This is a genomic window from Streptomyces sp. NPDC008317 (assembly GCF_042955955.1).
Lineage (GTDB): Bacteria > Actinomycetota > Actinomycetes > Streptomycetales > Streptomycetaceae > Actinacidiphila.
Genome location: NZ_JBIBFQ010000001.1, coordinates 207,622 through 223,531 on the forward strand (window position 1 = coordinate 207,622; position 15,910 = coordinate 223,531).

Consider the following 15,910-nt stretch of genomic DNA (forward strand, 5'->3'; position numbering starts at 1 on the left):
CGTACGCGTACGCGTTCCGGTGCGGTGACGTGCCCGTGCCGTGACGTGCCGGAGCGGTGACGTGCCGGGCGTTCCCCAGCGGTGTCCACAGCCTGTGGACCGGCCGCGGCGGGGTTCGAGGAAGCGCGGGGCGCGGGGCGCGGGGCGGGGTGTGCGGCGTGCGTACGGGGAAGCGCGGGGCAGGCGTGGGGGGTGTGCGTACGATGATGCTGTTCCGGTGCGACATCCGGGCGGCCGTCTGCTGGGAGGGCGAGATCGACCTCTACGCGGTTCCCCCTGCCCGTGCGGCGCCGGTCGTACAACGGCCGTCGAGCGGTGCCGCGTGATCAGCGACCGCATGGCGGAGATCCTGCGGGCGCTCCAGACCTCGGACTGGTCGGACGTCGCCGGTGGAGTCGCCGAGACGCTCGGCGTGGACGGCATCGCGATCAGCGCGGGCAGCCGGCCCGGCGCGTCGGAGGTCCTGTGGTCCTCCGGTGCCGGAGCGCGCGCCTTCGAGGATCTCCAGCTCACGGTCGGTCAGGGCCCGGGACCCGACTGCCTGGCCGGCGGCACCGCGGTACGCGTCCCCGACCTGGGGCTCACGCCGGCCGGCCGCTGGCCCGCCCTGCTGCGGGAGACGCCCGCGCTCAGCGTACGGGCGGTGTTCTGTTTCGCGTTGCGCGTCGGCGCGATCACGCTGGGCGTACTGACGCTGGTCAGGGACGCGCCCGGCCGCCTGACCCCCGAACAGGACGGTGACGCGGGTGTCCTCGCGGGCCTGCTGACCCGGCGTTTCCTCGACCTCGGGGACGCGTGGACGCCGTCGGCCGGTCGTCCCGGCCTGTCCGCTCCCGGCCTGTCCGCTCCCGGTATGCCCGGCCCCGCTCTGCCCGCCCCCGCCCTGCACCAGGCCGTGCTGCACCAGGCGACCGGCATGGTCAGCGTCCAGCTCGCCGTGCCGCTGGCGGAAGCGCTGCTGCGGCTGCGCGCCTACGCGTACGGCAACGACCGTCCCCTGACCGACGTCGCCCGGGACGTCGTGGCCAGACGGCTGAGGATGGTCCCCGACCCGAGCCCCGGTCAGAGCCCAGGTACGAGGACCGAACCGAGCCCCGATCCGAACCCGCCTTCACCCGCAGCAGACGAGGACTGATCTCCATGACGACCCGCGAACAGCAAGTCACCGAGGTCTTCGTCGAGGTGACCGACTTCCTGATCGACGACTTCGACGTGATCGACTTCCTCCAGAAGCTGTCGGTGCGCTGCATGGAGCTGCTGGACGTCGCCGCCGTCGGCGTCCTGCTCGCCGACGAGAACGGTGTCCTGCACGTACTCGCGGCCTCCGACGAACACACCAGGCTGCTGGAGCTGTTCGCGCTCCAGCACGACCAGGGTCCCTGCGTCGACTGCTACCACGACGGTGAGCCGCGGACCAACGTCGACCTCGGCGCTCCCGAAGTGGCCGCCGCCTGGCCCCAGTTCACCGCCGGGGCCGAGGCCACCGGATTCGTCGCCACCAACGCGCTGCCGCTGCGGCTGCGCGGCCGGGTGATCGGCGCGCTCAGCCTCTTCCAGACCGACCCGGAGCCGCTGACGGACCAGGACGTGACCCTCGCCCAGGCCCTCGCCGACGTCGCCACCATCGCGATCCTCCAACAGCGCACGCTCGCCCACGCCGAGGCCGAACGCGACCAGCTCCAGTACGCCCTCAACGCCCGCATCACCATCGAACAGGTCAAGGGCATCCTCGCCGAGCGCTGGCACCTGGGCGTCGACGAGGCGTTCAGCGTCTTCCGCTCCTACGCCCACGCCCACGGCCGCAAACTCTCCGACCTGGCCCGCGAGATCGCCGACGGCACGCAGGCCACGGAGACCATCCGCACCTTTCCGACGCGCGCGCCGCGGACGGGCGCGTAGGAGCGGGACACTCAGGCACCGGGACGCCCAGGCCCTGGGGCGCTCAGGCACCGGGGCGCTCAGGCCCCGGGACGTCAGGCACCGGGACGCCCAGGCCCTGGGGTGCTCAGGCCGGTGTGAACACGACCTCGAAGTCCCGGACGTGGTGGGCGATTTCGCCGGGCGGCAGGACCGCCGCGTCATCCGGCGAGCTGCCGAGGGACCTGGCCTGGCTGACGAACCGCTGGACAGCGGCCCGCTTACGGGCGGCCACCTCTTCCGGCAGCCGGACGAGGGACGCCGACGCCCACGGCACGCGGGGGTCGGCGGGGCGGGCCCAGTGCCACATCCACACGGGATAGAGCAGGCAGGGCACCGACGCCTTACGGGCGGCGGTCAGCGCGGCGCGGCCCGCGGCCTCGTGGTCGCTGTGGACGTCACCGGTCCACGGCGCCAGGCACAGGTCGGCGTCGGACAGCAGCGGCACCAGGGCCGCGGCGACCTCGTCCTCATGGCCCGCCACCTCGGTGTCCGCCACTCTCAGCCGGACGATGTCCTGTGCGTCGGCGCCGAGTTCGGCCAGGGCCTCGCGCAATTCCGCGGCCCGGATGCCGACGAGCTGATGGGACGTGATGGCCGTGCTGTCGGCGTGGGACAGTTCGCCGTCGGTCACCGACACGACGGTGACCGCCACACCGGCCGCGGCGAGCAGCGCGATGCTGCCGCCCACCCCCAGCACCTCGTCGTCGGGGTGCGCGGCCACGACCACCACCCGTCCGGCGGTGGGCAGTTCGGTGTCGGCCAGGTGCGCCCAGCCGTCCCAGGCGCGCCACTGCTCCTCGTCGGTGCCGGGCGCCTGGAGCGGATCGGCGTGCTCGGGAAGTTCGGTGTGCGGGGTGTCGGTGTGCTGCTCGTCGGTGTGCGGGTCATCGGTGTGCTGCTCGGGGTTGTGCGGGGTGTCGTGCTGGTCCATCAGGATGTCTCCCTACCGGCCACGGGGCCGCCCGGTTCCGCGCGATTGGTTTCCTTGACGCCGTGCGCGATGACGTCGGTGTCGAAGCCGCCCTCGGTGATCAGGCGGGCCAGGTGCGAGATCTTGTGCTGACGCGCTCGGGCGAAGGAGCGCAAGGTGGCGAAGGCCTGGTCGAGGGACATGTTCCAGCGCTCGGCGAGGATGCCCTTGGCCTGTTCGACGATGATCCGGCTGTTGAGCGCGTACTGGAGCTGGTCGCGTTCCGCCTCGGCGTGCGCGAGGGTCCGCTGCTGGAGGATCGCGATGGTGGCCACGACGTCGTGGGACACGTCCGTCACGGTGCGCCCGCTGCCGTACGCGTGGGCCCGCAGCCGCAGCAGGGCGTCGGCGAGGGAGACGGCGAGCTGGACGCTGACCATGCCGGTCGCCTGGTGGACCACGGCGTGATGGAGGAAGGGGAGGGGGTCCGGCGGGTCCGCGGGGTCCTGCGGGTTCATCGGGCCCGGCGGGTTCATTTGGCCCCGCGGGGTCACAGGGCCCTGAGGCCGCATACGATCCGCCTCTTGGCGTGCCCGACCGGCACCCTCCAGGAAGTACCTGGTCAGGGCGGCGGCCAGGATCGCCGCGTCGGCGCTCTGCCCGCTGGTCAACGGCCCCGGCGCGCGCCGCACCGCGGTCAGCACCCCGAGTCCGATCCCGCCCATGCGCAGCGGGAAGCAGAAGACCGCGCGCGCCGCCAGGCCAGGCGCCTCCATGACCAGCTCGGGCCAGCGGTCGTGGCGGACGCGGGCCAGATCCGGCACCCGTACCGTCGTACCGCCCACCATGCAGTCGGGTCCCGGGCCCTGCCCCAGTGTGAGCTGGAGGTCTTCGAAGCCGCGCGACACGTCGTCGGAACACCACAGCACCTCGGTCCTGCCCGGCTCGTTCCCCAGCGAGACGGCGACGCCGTCCACCTCAAGGGCCGCGGCGCCCGCCACGGCCACCGCGGGCGACCCCTGGCCGTCCTGGAGCAGACGCAGTGCCTCCGCCAGGCGCTCAGCCGCCATCGGGCACCACCGCATACGGCCTCACATGGCCTCGATTCCCCGAGCGCGGAAGGAACGACGGACGGAGACCGGTCACGCGGTCATCGCGTTCGCGTAAGGGTGAACGGTCATCCGTTCAGCGGTTGTGGGTTCCGCCCGTCACGGCGAGGTGATCCGCGGGAGATCCGCGGCCCCGGTGGCGGCATCGCACTCAACCGACTGCGCCAGGGGCAGGGACGCTCCTTCCACCCTACCTCCCGGGTGTCCGCGGGCACCCTGACGTCACACCGTGCGCCCGGCCGGGAGGTCGGCGGCACGGCGCAGTACCGACCCCAGCTCCCTGTCCGCCACGGGCGCCGGCCCCCCGATACGACAGCGCCACCGCCGCCGCCACCGCGTCGACCGCCCGCTCCGGATCGCGGCACAGCGACAGCGCCAGCGAGAACAGCGCGTCCGCGTGCCGTTCGTACACGCCCAGCTCGTACGCGCCCAGCGCGCCGCTCGCCGGATTCCGCCCATGGGGGTGCTGCGTCAAAGCCCTCACCTGCTCAAACCGTGCGTTCGGACAACCGCCGGGGGCAGGGGCGCACCCCGTACGCCATCCCCCTCCCCCCGCCCCCGCCAGCACCCCGAACCGGGACCGGTGGGGGTTATTCGAAGAACTTCAGGCTGAAGCCAGTGTTGGAGGTGGGGCCGGGGACGTTGGCGCGGGAGTAGGTGGTGTTGCCCCACCAGCAGAAGGTGCCGGTGAACCAGTAGCGGTTGGACCAGGAGTAGGGGGTGCCCTTGGGGACGGCGGTGAACATGAGGGGGAAGCGGGGGCCGGCGGGCGGGCTGGTGCCGATGTCGCCGTTGAGGAGGACGAAGCTGTGGGAGCCGGGGCCGTTGACGTAGAGGGTGGGGTCCCAGCCGGACATCATGGTGGCGGCGTGCGCGCCGAACAGGCAGCCGTTGGACTTGTACCAGTCCCAGACGTACGTCGGGTCACCGCCGGAGCGCAGCCGCAGATCGGCCATGCAGTACTGGTCGCTCCAGCTCCCGTTGGCCGAATAGACGATGTGGAGCTGCCCGTTGGGGTCCTTGACGGCGGCGGGCGCCTCGTTGATGTACGGGTTGCCGACGACGCGCTCCCAGCTCTCGCGCGGCTGGGAGATGATGTAGCGCGCGCCGGTCGGCGTGGTGGGGCTGCTCATCCGGACGATGTACAAGTTCTGTTCGACGTTCGTGTCGCCCGCCCAGCCCGACCAGACGAACCAGCGCTGCCCGTTGAAGGTGAAGAGATTCCCGTCGATGGCCCATTTGTCGTTGGGCAGGGCCAGTTGGGTCTCGGCGCCGTAGCCGCTGTCGGCCGTCGCCGAGCTGATGACGTACATCCGGTGCGCGGCTCCGGCGCCCGAGGTGAAGTAGATGTAGTACCGGCCGCCGTCCACCACGATCTCCGGGGCCCACACCTCACCGCGGCCCTTGGTGTCCGACCAGACCTTGCGGGAGGCCGCCGCGCCGAGGGCGTCGGGCGACGACGCCTTCCGTACGGCGATGCCGCCGCCCGACGTCTCGGCCGAGATGTACGTGCTGCCGACCCGGATCACGCTCGGGTCGGCGTTGTGGATGGTGGTCTGGGACGCCTGGGCGGGCGCGGAACACAGCACGGCCAGCAGGGCGAGTACGGCCGCGAGGGCTGCGCACACTGGGCCGGCCAGGGCACCCCTGCCGGTGCCGGACGAACCGGCCGGCCCGGTGCCGGACGAACCGCCCGGGTCCCCGCCGGACGAACCCCCGGACGAGCCGCCCAGACCGGTGCCGGACGAACCGGCCGGGCCGCTGCCGGACGAGCCGCCCAGACCGGTGCCGGACGAACCGCCCCGGCCGCCGCCTGCCAAGGCACTGTGGAGACTTCGCAGAAGCTTCATAGTCCCGTTCCATGGTCGGGCCTCCGCTTCGACGCCGGGCGGGCGGTGGAGCGCCCGCCGAGGGACGACGTCCGGTCAGAACCGCATCGGAGGGGGGAACTTGGCGCTCTGACCGCTTGAATCCCACCGTTTCCACCGCTCCCGCACAAGGGTCAACACCGGTGGTAGCACGTTCCAACAGCATCGCGAGTGACCGTGGGCATGTCAATCACCCAAGGCGGTACGACTCGGCCGGTCAACCCGTACTCCCCCGCGCCCCATTGACACCATCCGCCCCGGATCACCATCATGTGCACGCCACACGTGTTCGCGTATGCCGCAAATGCCCCCTCCGCACGCACCACCGCGCAGCCGGACCCGCCCTGCCGGGGCACCGCCAGAGCACGCCCAGAGCGCCACCGGCAGCACGGCCCGCCCCCACCGGACCGTCAGGAGAAGCCCCGTGCCCAACGTCGACCGCCGAAGGTTCCTGCAACTCGCCGGAGCCACCGCCGCCGCGTCCGTCCTCACCGGCGGCATCGCCAAGGCCGCCTCGATCCCGGCCGCCGCGGGAACCGGCACCCTCCAGGACGTCGAGCACATCGTCGTCCTGATGCAGGAGAACCGCTCCTTCGACCACTACTTCGGCACCCTGCGCGGCGTGCGCGGCTTCGGCGACCCCCGCCCGGCCACCCTGCCCAGCGGCAAGTCCGTCTTCCACCAGGCGGACGCCGCCGGGCACGAGACGCTCCCCTTCCGGCCGAACATCGACAACCTCGGCCTCCAGTTCCTCCGCGACCTCGACCACAGTTGGTACGGCACGCACCAGGCGTGGAACGGCGGCAACTACGACCGCTGGATCCCGGCCAAGACCACCACGACGATGGCGCACCTCACCCGCCAGGACATCCCGTACCACTACGCGCTCGCCGACGCGTTCACCATCTGCGACGCCTACCACTGCTCGATGCTCAGCTCCACCGACCCCAACCGGTACTACATGTACACGGGTTACTCGGGCAACGACGGCAAGGGCGGCGGCCCGGTGCTGGGCAACGAGGAGGCCGGGTACGGCTGGACCACCTTCCCCGAGATCCTGGAGCGGGCGGGCGTCTCCTGGAAGGTCTACCAGGACACCGGCACCGGCCTGAACTCCGGCGGCGGCTGGGGCTGGACGAGCGACCCCTTCATCGGCAACTACGGCGACAACTCCCTGCTGTACTTCAACCAGTACCGCAACGCCCAGTCCGGCAGCGCCCTTTACGACAAGGCCCGCACCGGCACCTCGGCCCGCAACGGCGACGGCTACTTCGACCGGCTCAGGGCCGACGTCGTGGGCGGCAAACTCCCCCAGGTCTCCTGGATCGCCGCCCCCGAGGCGTTCTGCGAACACCCCAACTGGCCCGCCAATTACGGCGCTTGGTACATCTCCCAGGTGCTGGACGCGCTCACCGCCGACCCCGACGTGTGGAGCCGTACCGCCGTCTTCCTCACGTACGACGAGAACGACGGCTTCTTCGACCACGTCGTGCCGCCCTTCCCGCCCGCCTCCGCCGCGCGCGGGCTGTCCACCGCAGACGTCACCCAGGACCTCTACACCGGCGGGGTCTCCGGTTACGCGGCCGGGCCGTACGGGCTCGGGCCGCGCGTGCCGATGCTGGTGCTCTCGCCCTGGAGCACGGGCGGCTGGGTCTGCTCGCAGACCTTCGACCACACCTCGATCGTGCAGTTCATCGAGAAGCGCTTCGGTGTGCGCAACCCGAACGTCTCGCCCTGGCGCCGCGCGGTCTGCGGCGACCTCACCGCCGCCTTCGACTTCACCCGCAGCAACGCCGCCGCGCCCGCGCTCCCCGGCACCGGCGGCTACGTACCGCCGAACCACAACAATCCCGGCGACTACGTCCCCACCCCGCCCGCCACCGGCGCCGTCCCGCGCCAGGAACCGGGCCTGCGCAATGCCCGCCCGCTGCCGTACGACCTGGCCGCCGACACCCAACCCGCGGGCGGACGCTTCCAGTTCACCTTCCGCAACTTCGGCACGGCGGGCGCCGCCTTCCTCGTCACCTCAGCGGTCCGCTCCGACGGCCCGTGGCCGTACACCGTCGAGGCGGGCAAATCCCTGGTCGACACCTGGCTGATGCCCGCCGCCTCCGACCGCTACGACTTCTCCGTCCACGGCCCCAACGGCTTCCTGCGCCGCATGGCCGGCACCGCGGGCTCGGTCGGCCCCGAGGTGACCGCCCGTCACACCCCCGCCACCGGCCAGGTCACCCTCGTCTTCAGCAACCCCACCGGCGCCCCCGTCACCTTCAACGCCACCGACGCCTACGCCCCCACCGCCCACTACACCTACACCGTGGCCGCCGGCGCCTCCCGCACCGTCCCCGCCTGGGGCGTCCCGGCCGGCAACCACTGGTACGACATCACCGTCACCACCACCACCGACCCCGCCTACCTCCGCCGCTTCGCCGCCCACGTAGAAACCGGCACCCCCAGCACCAGCGACCCGGCAACATCAACAACCTGAGGGCCCCGCGGCGGCGCGAGTCCGTCCGGATCCCGCGCATCCCGGTCCGCCGGACGAGCCATGGTCTGGTCCGCCCGGCTGAACCGCCCGCCGCGGACGGTCAGTTGTTGATGGTCTGGATCTCCCGGACCGTCACCTCTCGCGGGTCGCCGACCCTGCCGTCGGGCAGGGCGTAGGGGCCGCCGTCCGAACCCGTCCAGCTCACATGCCAGTTGACGGAGACGTCGAGCTGGTACGGCGGGGTGTTCTGCGTCGAGCGCAGGTACGTCACGCCGCAGGGAGGGGCTGCCTTCGGGTCGCCGTTGTAGGCGGCGCCGACCTTGCCGTCGGGTCCGATCGGGCAGTCGCCGGAGGAAGGGAAGACGGTGGCGTCGGAGGTGCCGGGGGTGATGTGCACGGCGGACGGCTCCGCGGTGGTCTCGGCCCAGATCTCCCGGCCGCCGCCCAGGTCCACCGACGCCCGCACCTTCACCGGCGTGTACGCCTGTCGCAGGGTCACCCAGGTGGGGATGTTGACCGTCTGCGGGCCCGCGGGATTGGTCACGATCCTCACGCCGGGTACGTGGGTGTGGGCGAAGGCGAGCTTGGAGAGCATTTCCGGGGTGATCACATGCCCGGTCCCGGCAGGCGGCATCTGGCCGTTGGGCACCCACCTCGGCGTCTGGTCGTTGCAGCCCATCTGCGCCGACGGGTCGGCGTCCGGATTGACGGTCACCAGCCACCACATTCCCTTGCCGGCCTCGGCGCTGTTGAAGTCCTTGTAGCCCTTGTCCCCGCCGGGGTAGTCCAGCCCGTTCTGGTAGTGGTCCCGGTCCATCCCCATGGCGGTACGGAAAGTGCCGTGCACCTGGGGCAGTTCGTCGTTGAAGTTCTTCGTGTACTCCGCCTTGAACTGCTCGGGGGTGTACTTCGGCCCGAACCAGCAAGGCGGCGGCGTCCAGTTGACGTTGACCGACGCCAACGGTCGGCTCGCGCCGCTCGGCCTGCCCGTGGGATACGTCAGCCGGTACCCCTGGGCGATGGCCTCCAGGTTTCCGCCGCTGTCCCCCGATCCCTTTCCGCCCGAACCCTTTCCACCCGACGGCGGCAAACCGGTGTCGTCGAAGGCGTAACCCGGTGCCGCCGCGAGTAACACGATGAGCGCCGCGAGGGGCAGCGCGCGGCGGAGTGACCCCGTACCCGTCATTGCTTGCACTCCAACGCCCTTTCCTTGGTGGTGATCGACTGTGCTCGCCAGAGCTGCGTGCCGGGCCGGAACAGGCTGAGCACCAGTTGGTACGACACGTAGTTGCGGTCGTCAGCGCCGGTGACGTGCACCTTCCCGGTCCCGATCTCCTTGCTGAACAGCTTCGACTGGTCCTCGCAGAAGGTGACTTCGGCCGCCGAGTTCTTGGCGAGGAGCTTGACGGCGGGCCGGAAGAAGCGGTCGGTACCGGTCACCGTCTTCTTCGCGTCGATGTGCATCTGGACGTACTGCTTCGCGTAGCTGTACGCGTCGCCCTCCGCGTACGTGTTCAGGGCCCCGCCCTTCACGCTCTGCTCGACCACGCCGTGCGTCATCGACTGCATGAAGTCGGCCGACGCGGTCAGGACCCCGGCCTCGGCGTCGTCCGCCGGAAGCCGCCAGTCGAAGTCGAGCTTCAGGTCCGCGGGGAGCGCGAGCGCCGGGTCGACGGTCAACACCCCACCCGTCGCCGTCGGTTGCGCCGATGTCGCGGTCGCCGTCGCTGTGGCCGGGGGCGCCGTGGTCGGGGAAATCTTGCTGTCGCCGCCACCTGAGCCGCCGCCGCAGGCGGAGAGCGTCAACGCGGCGGTCGCCGCGAGAGCCGCGACGGGAAATGCTGAGCGGGCTCGCATGGTCGAAGTCTCCCGATCGGTTGTCCGTGGGCACCGTTCGGGGCGTCGGCGAAAAGGCCCCCTCGGACCCCGCACGCCTGACCCCCCGTATCCGCCACCCACGGTAGCGAAGAGAACGCGTGAGGTTCGAGAGTGCTCCCGCGCTCAGCGCGTCACGATCGCGTCACTGCGTGGGGAACACGACGGCTGCGGTGCCGGCATCCGGAGTCACAGGGCGATCAGGCCCGCTGGGGTGGGGCGGAAGCCGCAGGTGTCGAGGTAGAAGGGGCGGAGGTGGGGCTCGAAGTCGACGTGGAGCCATTCGCAGTGGGCGGCGCGGGCGTGGTGGGCGGCGGTGGCGACGAGGTGGGCGCCGACGCCCTTCGAGCGGTGGGGCCGGGAGACGACGGTGTCCAGGAGGAAGGCGTGGGCGCCGCCGTCCCAGATGACGTTGACGAAGCCGATGAGGCGGGTGTCGTCGTGGGCGCAGACCCAGCCGAGGCTGTGGCGTTCGAGGCGGGCGCGCCAGTCGGTGCGGGCGGGCGGGCCGCCGAAGCCGTCGGCGTGAAGGGAGTTGAGGGCTTCGTTGTCGACGTGGCCGCGCCACTCGTAGGTGATCGTCACGCCGCGATCGTACGGTCGGCGGCGCGGGCGAAGGTGACGGTGACGGCCAGGCCGCCGGGGTGAGTGGGGCGGGCGGTGAGCGTGGCGTGGTGGGCGGTGGCGATGGAGCGGACGATCGCGAGGCCGAGTCCGTGGCCGGACGCGGGTGAGGCGCTGGTGCGGTCGGGGGCGAGACGGCGGAAGGGCTCGAAGAGGTCGGGCACGCGGTCGGCGGGCACCGGATCGCCGGTGTTGGTGACCGTGAGGGTGTCGTCGGCGAGGACGAGGGAGACGGCGCCGCCGGGGTGGTTGTACTGGACGGCGTTGCGGATCAGGTTGAGCAGGAGGTGCCGCAGCAGGACCGGGTCGCCCTCGACGCGCAGCGGCCGGTCGGCGGTCACGGTGAGCCGGACGTCCTTCTCCTGCGCCAAGTGGCGCAGCTCGCCGGTCAGTCGACGCGCCAGCGGTACGAGGTCGACCTGCTCGGTACGTTCGAGGCCGCGGTCGCTGCGGGCGAGCAGCAGCAGCGCGTCGATCAGCCGCTCGGCGTCGCGGTTGACGGTGAGGAGGTCGTCGCGCACGTCCGCGAGGCCGTCGGGAAGCGGGTCGGCGAGGCCGACTTCGAGGCAGGCGCGCTGGACGGCCAGCGGGGTGCGCAGTTCGTGGGAGGCGTTGGCCACGAAGCGGCGCTGGCCCTCGAAGGACTTCTCCAGCCGGTCGAGCATCGTGTCGAACGTGTCGGCCAGGCGCTGGAGTTCGTCGGCCGGGCCGCTCAGTGCGAGGCGTTCGTGCAGGTTCTGCTCGCTGATCCGGCGGGCGGCGTCCGTCACGGCCGCGACCGGGCGCAGCGCCCGCCCCGCGAGCCACCAGCCGGTGGCGGCGGCCAGCACCGTCACGAGCACCAGGCCGATCGCCGACCACAGGATCATCTGGTGCAGCGCCGCGTCCTGCACGGCGCCCACGGTCCAGTGCAGCGCGCGGATCGAGATGCCGTCGCCGGTGCCGCCCGTGCCGCCCGCGCCATCGATGGCGCCCGTGCCGCCGGAGCCGCCGTGGGGTACGACGGGTCCGGTGCGGCCGGTGGGGGCGTACGTCGCCGCGTCCGTCGGTCCCCCGGTGGCGCGGCTGACCCCGATGCCCTGCACCTGCCGTGTCGTCCCGTAGCGCGCCAGCACCACGACGAACGCCAGCAGCGCCGTCCCCGAGAGGAGGAAGAGCCCGGCGAAGGCGGCGGCCAGCCGGGCGCGGAACGTCAGGTGCGGGCGCGGGGGCCTGATCAGCGGCACAGCCGGTACCCCTCTCCGGCGTCCGCCACGATCACGTCGGGCGGGCCGAGCTTGCCGCGCAGGCGGCTGACGGTGGCGCGCACGGCACTGGTCCGCGGGTCCAGGTGCTCGTCCCACACGGACCGCACCAACTCCGCCTGCGTGACGGCCTCGCCGCCCGCGCCGACCAGCGCGTGCAGCACCGCGAACTCCTTCGGCGTCAGCTCGACCGCCCGCCCGTCGATCCGCGCCTCGCGCCTGGCGGCGTCCACCGTGATGCCCTCGTACGCCACCACGACGGGCGGCGCCTTCAGCGCCCGGCGGCTCAACGCCCTGATCCGCGCCACCAGTTCGGCGAAGTCGAACGGCTTGGCCAGGTAGTCGTCCGCCCCCAGCCGCTCCAGCCCGTACACCCTGTCCTCGACCCCGGCCGCCGCCGTCAGCATCAAGATCCGCGGCGGCGCCGCCATCCCCCGCACCCTCCGGCACACCTCGTCCCCGCTCAGCACCGGCAGATCCCGGTCGAGCACGAGCACGTCGTACTCCGTGACCCCGCACATCCGCTCGGCGGCGTCCCCCGACACCGCCAGGTCCACCGCCATCGACTGCCGCCGCAGCCCGATCACGATCGTCCGCCCCAACACGTGATGATCCTCGGCCACCAGAACTCTCATGCGGGCCAGGGAAACACGGGGGGCCGTACGCGGAGATAAGCGTGCGTCCTCCGGACGGGTCGCCGAAGGACCGGCAGGCGCCGGAGCCGGGGCTCGACCGGCGACGCCGGTACGTGGCCGGCGGTGCCGGTACGTGTCAGCCGGTGCCGGTACGTGTCAGCCGGTGCCGGTACGTGGCCGGCGGCGGCCCGCCGGGCGCGGGAGCTGTAGGCGCTACGCGGTACACGCGGGCGGTGGCCGCCTGCCGGACGAGGGCCCGCGGAACCCCTGCGGTACGCCGTGCGCGCGGCGGTCGGCGACGCAGGGCCGAAGGCGATACGGGGCCAGGTCCGCCGCCTGCCGGACGTCGGCAGACGGCCGCCGACGTGGGGCGTGGGCGGGGGCTTTGCTGGCCGGGGGCTTATGGGAACGTAACCGGGTTTATGCCGCTGCGCGGGGGCGGCTGGTGTGCTCGGCGCATGAACTTCGTCAAGCGGGCAGCGTTCAGTCTGGTGGCACGGGCGGGGAAGGCCGCGCTGTTGCTGGGCGTGTTCGGGGTGATCTGCACGCTGCTGCTCGGGGGGTTCCTGCTCAGGGGGGCGACGGAGCGGCGGGAGGCGGAGACGCAGCGGCGGGTGGGGGTGGACGTCACCGTGCGCGGGGACGGGCTGACCTCGGCGGTGGTCGGGCGGCTGGGGACGTATCCGCTGGTCGAGCGGTACAACGAGCTGCTGCGCGCGGTGACGGTCCCGCCGCCGGGCCTGGCGGCCGTGGTGCCGGAGGGGACCCCGGGCGGCGGCGGCAAGGACGGGCTCACGCTGAACGGCGTCCGCGCGTCGGACACGCTCCTCGACTTCGCCACCGGCCGGGTCCGTGTCGTGGCGGGCCGGGGCATCACCGTGGCGGACGCCCGCCGCAAGGTGATCCTCCTCGAACGGCGGCTGGCCGCGAAGCACGGGCTCGCGGTGGGCGACACCGTCGAGCTGGGCGGCGCGGGCGGGCGGCGGGAGCCGTTCGAGGTCGTGGGGCTCTACCGGGACACGCGCCAGGACCCGCCGCAGTGGACGTCCGCCGCCGACCTGGGCGCGAACCAGGTGTACGTGCCGGTCGCCGCCGTCACCGCGCTGGGGCTCGGGGTGAAGCCCACGGAAGCGGTCTTCACGATCGGTTCGCCCGACCTGGCGGAACGGCTGCACGCGGAGGCGGTACGGCTGCTGGGCCCGAAGGGCTTCCGCTTCGACGTCAACGACAAGGCGTACCGCGACCAGGTGCTGCCGCTGCGGCGGGTCGGGGCGTTCGCGGGGGCGCTGGTCTGGCTGATCGCGCTGTGCGGCGCGGCGATCCTCGGGCTGGTCGTCCTGCTGACGGTCAAGGAGCGGCGGGCCGAACTGGGCATGCTGCTGGCGCTGGGCGAGCGGAAGTGGAAGCTCATCGGCCAGCACACTGTCGAGGTGACCGTGCTGCTGGTGCCCGCGCTCGGGGTGGCCGCGCTGACCGGGCAGTCCCTCGCGCACCGGGCGGGCGAGACGCTGCTGGCCCGCGAGCAGTACGGCGGCGCCGCGCCCCGCCCCGGCACCCCGTCCCGCCCCGGCACCGCGCCCCACGAAGCCGCCGCCCCCGACGACACCCCCGCCGTACCCGACATCCGCGTGAGCGCGGGCGACCTCGCCAAGGTCGCCGGAATCGGCCTCGGCATCGCGCTCGTCTCCACGGTCGTGCCCGGCGTCGGAATCCTGCGCCTGCACCCCCGCTCGATCCTCACCGACACCGAATAGCCGCACCGCGAAATCCCGACGCCCACGCCCACACCCACGCCCCCGCCCATGCGCACGCCCTCACCCATGCGCACCACCACCGACCCCCCAAGAGGCCGACTGCCATGAACTTCGTCAAACGCGCGGGCCTGAGCCTGTGGTCCCGCAAAGGCAAGACCCTGATCACCCTGGGCACCTTCCTCGTCGTCTCCGCCATGGTGCTCGGCGGCGTCCTCATCAAGTCCGGCACCGCGCGGGCGACAGAAGCCGCCAGGCAGCGGCTCGGCGCCGAGGTCACGCTCGGGGCGGACATGGACGCGCCGTTCACCGGACAGGCACCGACCATCGGCGCGGACGTCGTGGACCGGATCGGCGCGTCCCCGCTGGTGGAGAAGTACACGTACAACTCCTTCGACGGCACACGGCTGTTGAACGGCGCGAGAACCGCCACCGGCAAGCCCCTCGCCCCGGACTACCCCGCGAACTCGACACTCGCCTTCGGCGTCCTGGACTCGACGCTGATGCCGCACTTCAGCGACGGCACCTGGACGTTGCTGTCGGGGCAGCCGATCACGGCGGCCGACCGCGAGGACGACAGCGTCCTCGTCGAGGAGCGGCTGGCGAAGAAGAACGGCCTCGCGCCCGGCGGCACGCTCACGCTCGGCGAGAACGACCCGAAGGGCAAGCGCAAGGCCGTCTTCACCGTGAAGGGCGTCTACCGCGACCCGTCCGACACCGACGACAGCGAGTACGGCATCGCGCCCGGCGACCGGCTGATCGTCCCGGCCGCCGCGCTGAGCAGGCTCAACTCCGACGGCAGCGGCGGAGCGCCGCAACTCCAGGGCGCCACCTTCCGGTTGAAGGACCCGGCGACGTACGACGCCTTCCGCGCGCAGGCGGAGCGGACGGCGGGCGACGCGCTGCACGGCCTCGCCTTCGACCTCAACGACAAGGCGCTGCGGCAGATGACCGGCCCGCTGCGGAGCATCACGTCCTCCGCGACGGCGGCGATGTGGCTGATCGGGGTGGCCGGGGCGCTGGTCCTCGGCCTGCTCGCCACCCTCGCGGTCCGGCAGCGACAACGGGAGTTCGGCGTGCTGCTCGCGATCGGCGAGAGGAAGTGGAAGCTCGTCGCCCAGCAGGCCGTGGAGATCACCGTGGCCGCCGCGCTCGCCGTCGGGCTCAGCGCGCTGTTCGCCCAGAGCCTGACGCAGAAGGCGGGCGACTCGCTGCTCAGCGGCGAAGCGGCCTCCGCCCAGCGGAAGATCGACGCCTGGCAGCCGCCGCCCCCCGGCTCCACCGGCCTCAAGGAAGGCATCGACATGAACGACAAGCCGGTCGAGGGCGCCGTCCCCATCGACTCGATCACGGTACGGCTGTCGCCGTCCGACCTCGCCACCGTCGCGGGCGTCGGCCTCGGCATCGGCCTGCTCGCCACCGCCGTCCCCGGCGCCGCCGTACTCCGGCTCACCCCGCGCACGATCCTCACGAAGGGCAAGTGACC

Annotated in this window: 14 protein-coding genes; 6 read left to right on the forward strand and 8 right to left on the reverse strand. The window is 72.4% G+C overall.

Going from position 1 to position 15,910, the window contains the following annotated elements; all coding sequences use genetic code 11:
* Window positions 1-203: 203 nt before the first annotated feature.
* Genes ACFY9V_RS00755 through ACFY9V_RS00765 form a run of 3 tightly spaced genes read left to right on the forward strand, consistent with a single transcriptional unit; the run spans window position 204 to window position 1,899 of the window.
* A complete protein-coding gene (locus ACFY9V_RS00755; RefSeq protein WP_391158383.1) occupies window positions 204-326 on the forward strand; it encodes a hypothetical protein in 123 nt (40 codons plus the stop codon).
* Complete coding sequence (locus ACFY9V_RS00760; RefSeq protein WP_391158386.1) at window positions 323-1,135, forward strand: GAF and ANTAR domain-containing protein; 813 nt, start codon at window positions 323-325, stop codon at window positions 1,133-1,135. The genes ACFY9V_RS00755 and ACFY9V_RS00760 overlap by 4 nt, the downstream gene beginning before the upstream one ends.
* Before the next feature lie 5 nt (window positions 1,136-1,140).
* The gene (locus ACFY9V_RS00765; RefSeq protein WP_391158389.1) at window positions 1,141-1,899 is read left to right on the forward strand and encodes an ANTAR domain-containing protein; all 759 of its coding nucleotides are present in this window, start codon (window positions 1,141-1,143) and stop codon (window positions 1,897-1,899) included.
* 106 nt (window positions 1,900-2,005) lie between these two features.
* On the opposite strand, the gene ACFY9V_RS00770 is transcribed toward ACFY9V_RS00765, so the two are convergent.
* From ACFY9V_RS00770 to ACFY9V_RS00780, 3 genes are all read right to left on the reverse strand, one after another.
* Window positions 2,006-2,851, reverse strand: a complete 846-nt coding sequence (locus ACFY9V_RS00770; protein ID WP_391158391.1) for a PIG-L family deacetylase — start codon at window positions 2,849-2,851, stop codon at window positions 2,006-2,008.
* Window positions 2,851-3,900, reverse strand: a complete 1,050-nt coding sequence (locus ACFY9V_RS00775) for an ANTAR domain-containing protein (protein ID WP_391158394.1) — start codon at window positions 3,898-3,900, stop codon at window positions 2,851-2,853. Before ACFY9V_RS00775 ends, ACFY9V_RS00770 begins: the two co-directional genes overlap by 1 nt.
* Window positions 3,901-4,529: 629 nt before the next feature.
* Complete coding sequence (locus tag ACFY9V_RS00780; RefSeq protein ID WP_391158397.1) at window positions 4,530-5,789, reverse strand: family 43 glycosylhydrolase; 1,260 nt, start codon at window positions 5,787-5,789, stop codon at window positions 4,530-4,532.
* Between the two features lie 442 nt (window positions 5,790-6,231).
* Here ACFY9V_RS00780 and ACFY9V_RS00785 point away from each other — a divergent pair, with 442 nt between their 5' ends.
* Window positions 6,232-8,295: a phosphocholine-specific phospholipase C gene (locus ACFY9V_RS00785; RefSeq protein ID WP_391158400.1), complete on the forward strand. Its 2,064-nt coding sequence runs from the start codon at window positions 6,232-6,234 to the stop codon at window positions 8,293-8,295.
* A gap of 100 nt (window positions 8,296-8,395) precedes the next feature.
* Here ACFY9V_RS00785 and ACFY9V_RS00790 read toward each other — a convergent pair whose 3' ends face one another.
* The 5 genes from ACFY9V_RS00790 to ACFY9V_RS00810 all read right to left on the reverse strand — a co-directional run bounded on the left by ACFY9V_RS00790 (window position 8,396) and on the right by ACFY9V_RS00810 (window position 12,673).
* Entirely contained in the window at window positions 8,396-9,481 is a 1,086-nt protein-coding gene (locus ACFY9V_RS00790) for a hypothetical protein (RefSeq protein WP_391158403.1), read from the reverse strand.
* Entirely contained in the window at window positions 9,478-10,152 is a 675-nt protein-coding gene (locus ACFY9V_RS00795; protein WP_391041676.1) for a hypothetical protein, read from the reverse strand. The genes ACFY9V_RS00790 and ACFY9V_RS00795 overlap by 4 nt, the downstream gene beginning before the upstream one ends.
* Window positions 10,153-10,359: 207 nt before the next feature.
* Complete coding sequence (locus ACFY9V_RS00800; RefSeq protein ID WP_355340012.1) at window positions 10,360-10,755, reverse strand: GNAT family N-acetyltransferase; 396 nt, start codon at window positions 10,753-10,755, stop codon at window positions 10,360-10,362.
* Entirely contained in the window at window positions 10,752-12,020 is a 1,269-nt protein-coding gene (locus ACFY9V_RS00805) for an ATP-binding protein (protein ID WP_391158405.1), read from the reverse strand. Before ACFY9V_RS00805 ends, ACFY9V_RS00800 begins: the two co-directional genes overlap by 4 nt.
* Entirely contained in the window at window positions 12,011-12,673 is a 663-nt protein-coding gene (locus tag ACFY9V_RS00810) for a response regulator (RefSeq protein WP_391158407.1), read from the reverse strand. The genes ACFY9V_RS00805 and ACFY9V_RS00810 overlap by 10 nt, the downstream gene beginning before the upstream one ends.
* 458 nt (window positions 12,674-13,131) lie before the next feature.
* On the opposite strand from ACFY9V_RS00810, the gene ACFY9V_RS00815 reads away from it, so the two are divergent.
* Together ACFY9V_RS00815 and ACFY9V_RS00820 are read left to right on the forward strand one after the other, a co-directional pair.
* Window positions 13,132-14,427 (forward strand): ABC transporter permease, encoded by a 1,296-nt coding sequence (locus tag ACFY9V_RS00815; RefSeq protein ID WP_391158410.1) that lies wholly within the window; start codon window positions 13,132-13,134, stop codon window positions 14,425-14,427.
* A 104-nt stretch (window positions 14,428-14,531) separates the two neighbouring features.
* A complete protein-coding gene (locus ACFY9V_RS00820; RefSeq protein ID WP_391158412.1) occupies window positions 14,532-15,908 on the forward strand; it encodes an FtsX-like permease family protein in 1,377 nt (458 codons plus the stop codon).
* Window positions 15,909-15,910 lie beyond the last annotated feature (2 nt).

What these genes read in the sequence shown, in the direction of transcription:
- ACFY9V_RS00755 (WP_391158383.1), top strand. Translation starts at nt 204, where the DNA reads ATGATGCTGTTCCGGTGCGACATCCGGGCGGCCGTCTGCTGGGAGGGC.
- ACFY9V_RS00770 (WP_391158391.1), bottom strand. Translation starts at nt 2,851, where the DNA reads ATGGACCAGCACGACACCCCGCACAACCCCGAGCAGCACACCGATGAC.
- ACFY9V_RS00820 (WP_391158412.1), top strand. Translation starts at nt 14,532, where the DNA reads ATGAACTTCGTCAAACGCGCGGGCCTGAGCCTGTGGTCCCGCAAAGGC.
- ACFY9V_RS00795 (WP_391041676.1), bottom strand. Translation starts at nt 10,152, where the DNA reads ATGCGAGCCCGCTCAGCATTTCCCGTCGCGGCTCTCGCGGCGACCGCC.
- ACFY9V_RS00790 (WP_391158403.1), bottom strand. Translation starts at nt 9,481, where the DNA reads ATGACGGGTACGGGGTCACTCCGCCGCGCGCTGCCCCTCGCGGCGCTC.
- ACFY9V_RS00775 (WP_391158394.1), bottom strand. Translation starts at nt 3,900, where the DNA reads ATGGCGGCTGAGCGCCTGGCGGAGGCACTGCGTCTGCTCCAGGACGGC.
- ACFY9V_RS00815 (WP_391158410.1), top strand. Translation starts at nt 13,132, where the DNA reads ATGAACTTCGTCAAGCGGGCAGCGTTCAGTCTGGTGGCACGGGCGGGG.
- ACFY9V_RS00765 (WP_391158389.1), top strand. Translation starts at nt 1,141, where the DNA reads ATGACGACCCGCGAACAGCAAGTCACCGAGGTCTTCGTCGAGGTGACC.
- ACFY9V_RS00780 (WP_391158397.1), bottom strand. Translation starts at nt 5,789, where the DNA reads ATGAAGCTTCTGCGAAGTCTCCACAGTGCCTTGGCAGGCGGCGGCCGG.
- ACFY9V_RS00810 (WP_391158407.1), bottom strand. Translation starts at nt 12,673, where the DNA reads ATGAGAGTTCTGGTGGCCGAGGATCATCACGTGTTGGGGCGGACGATC.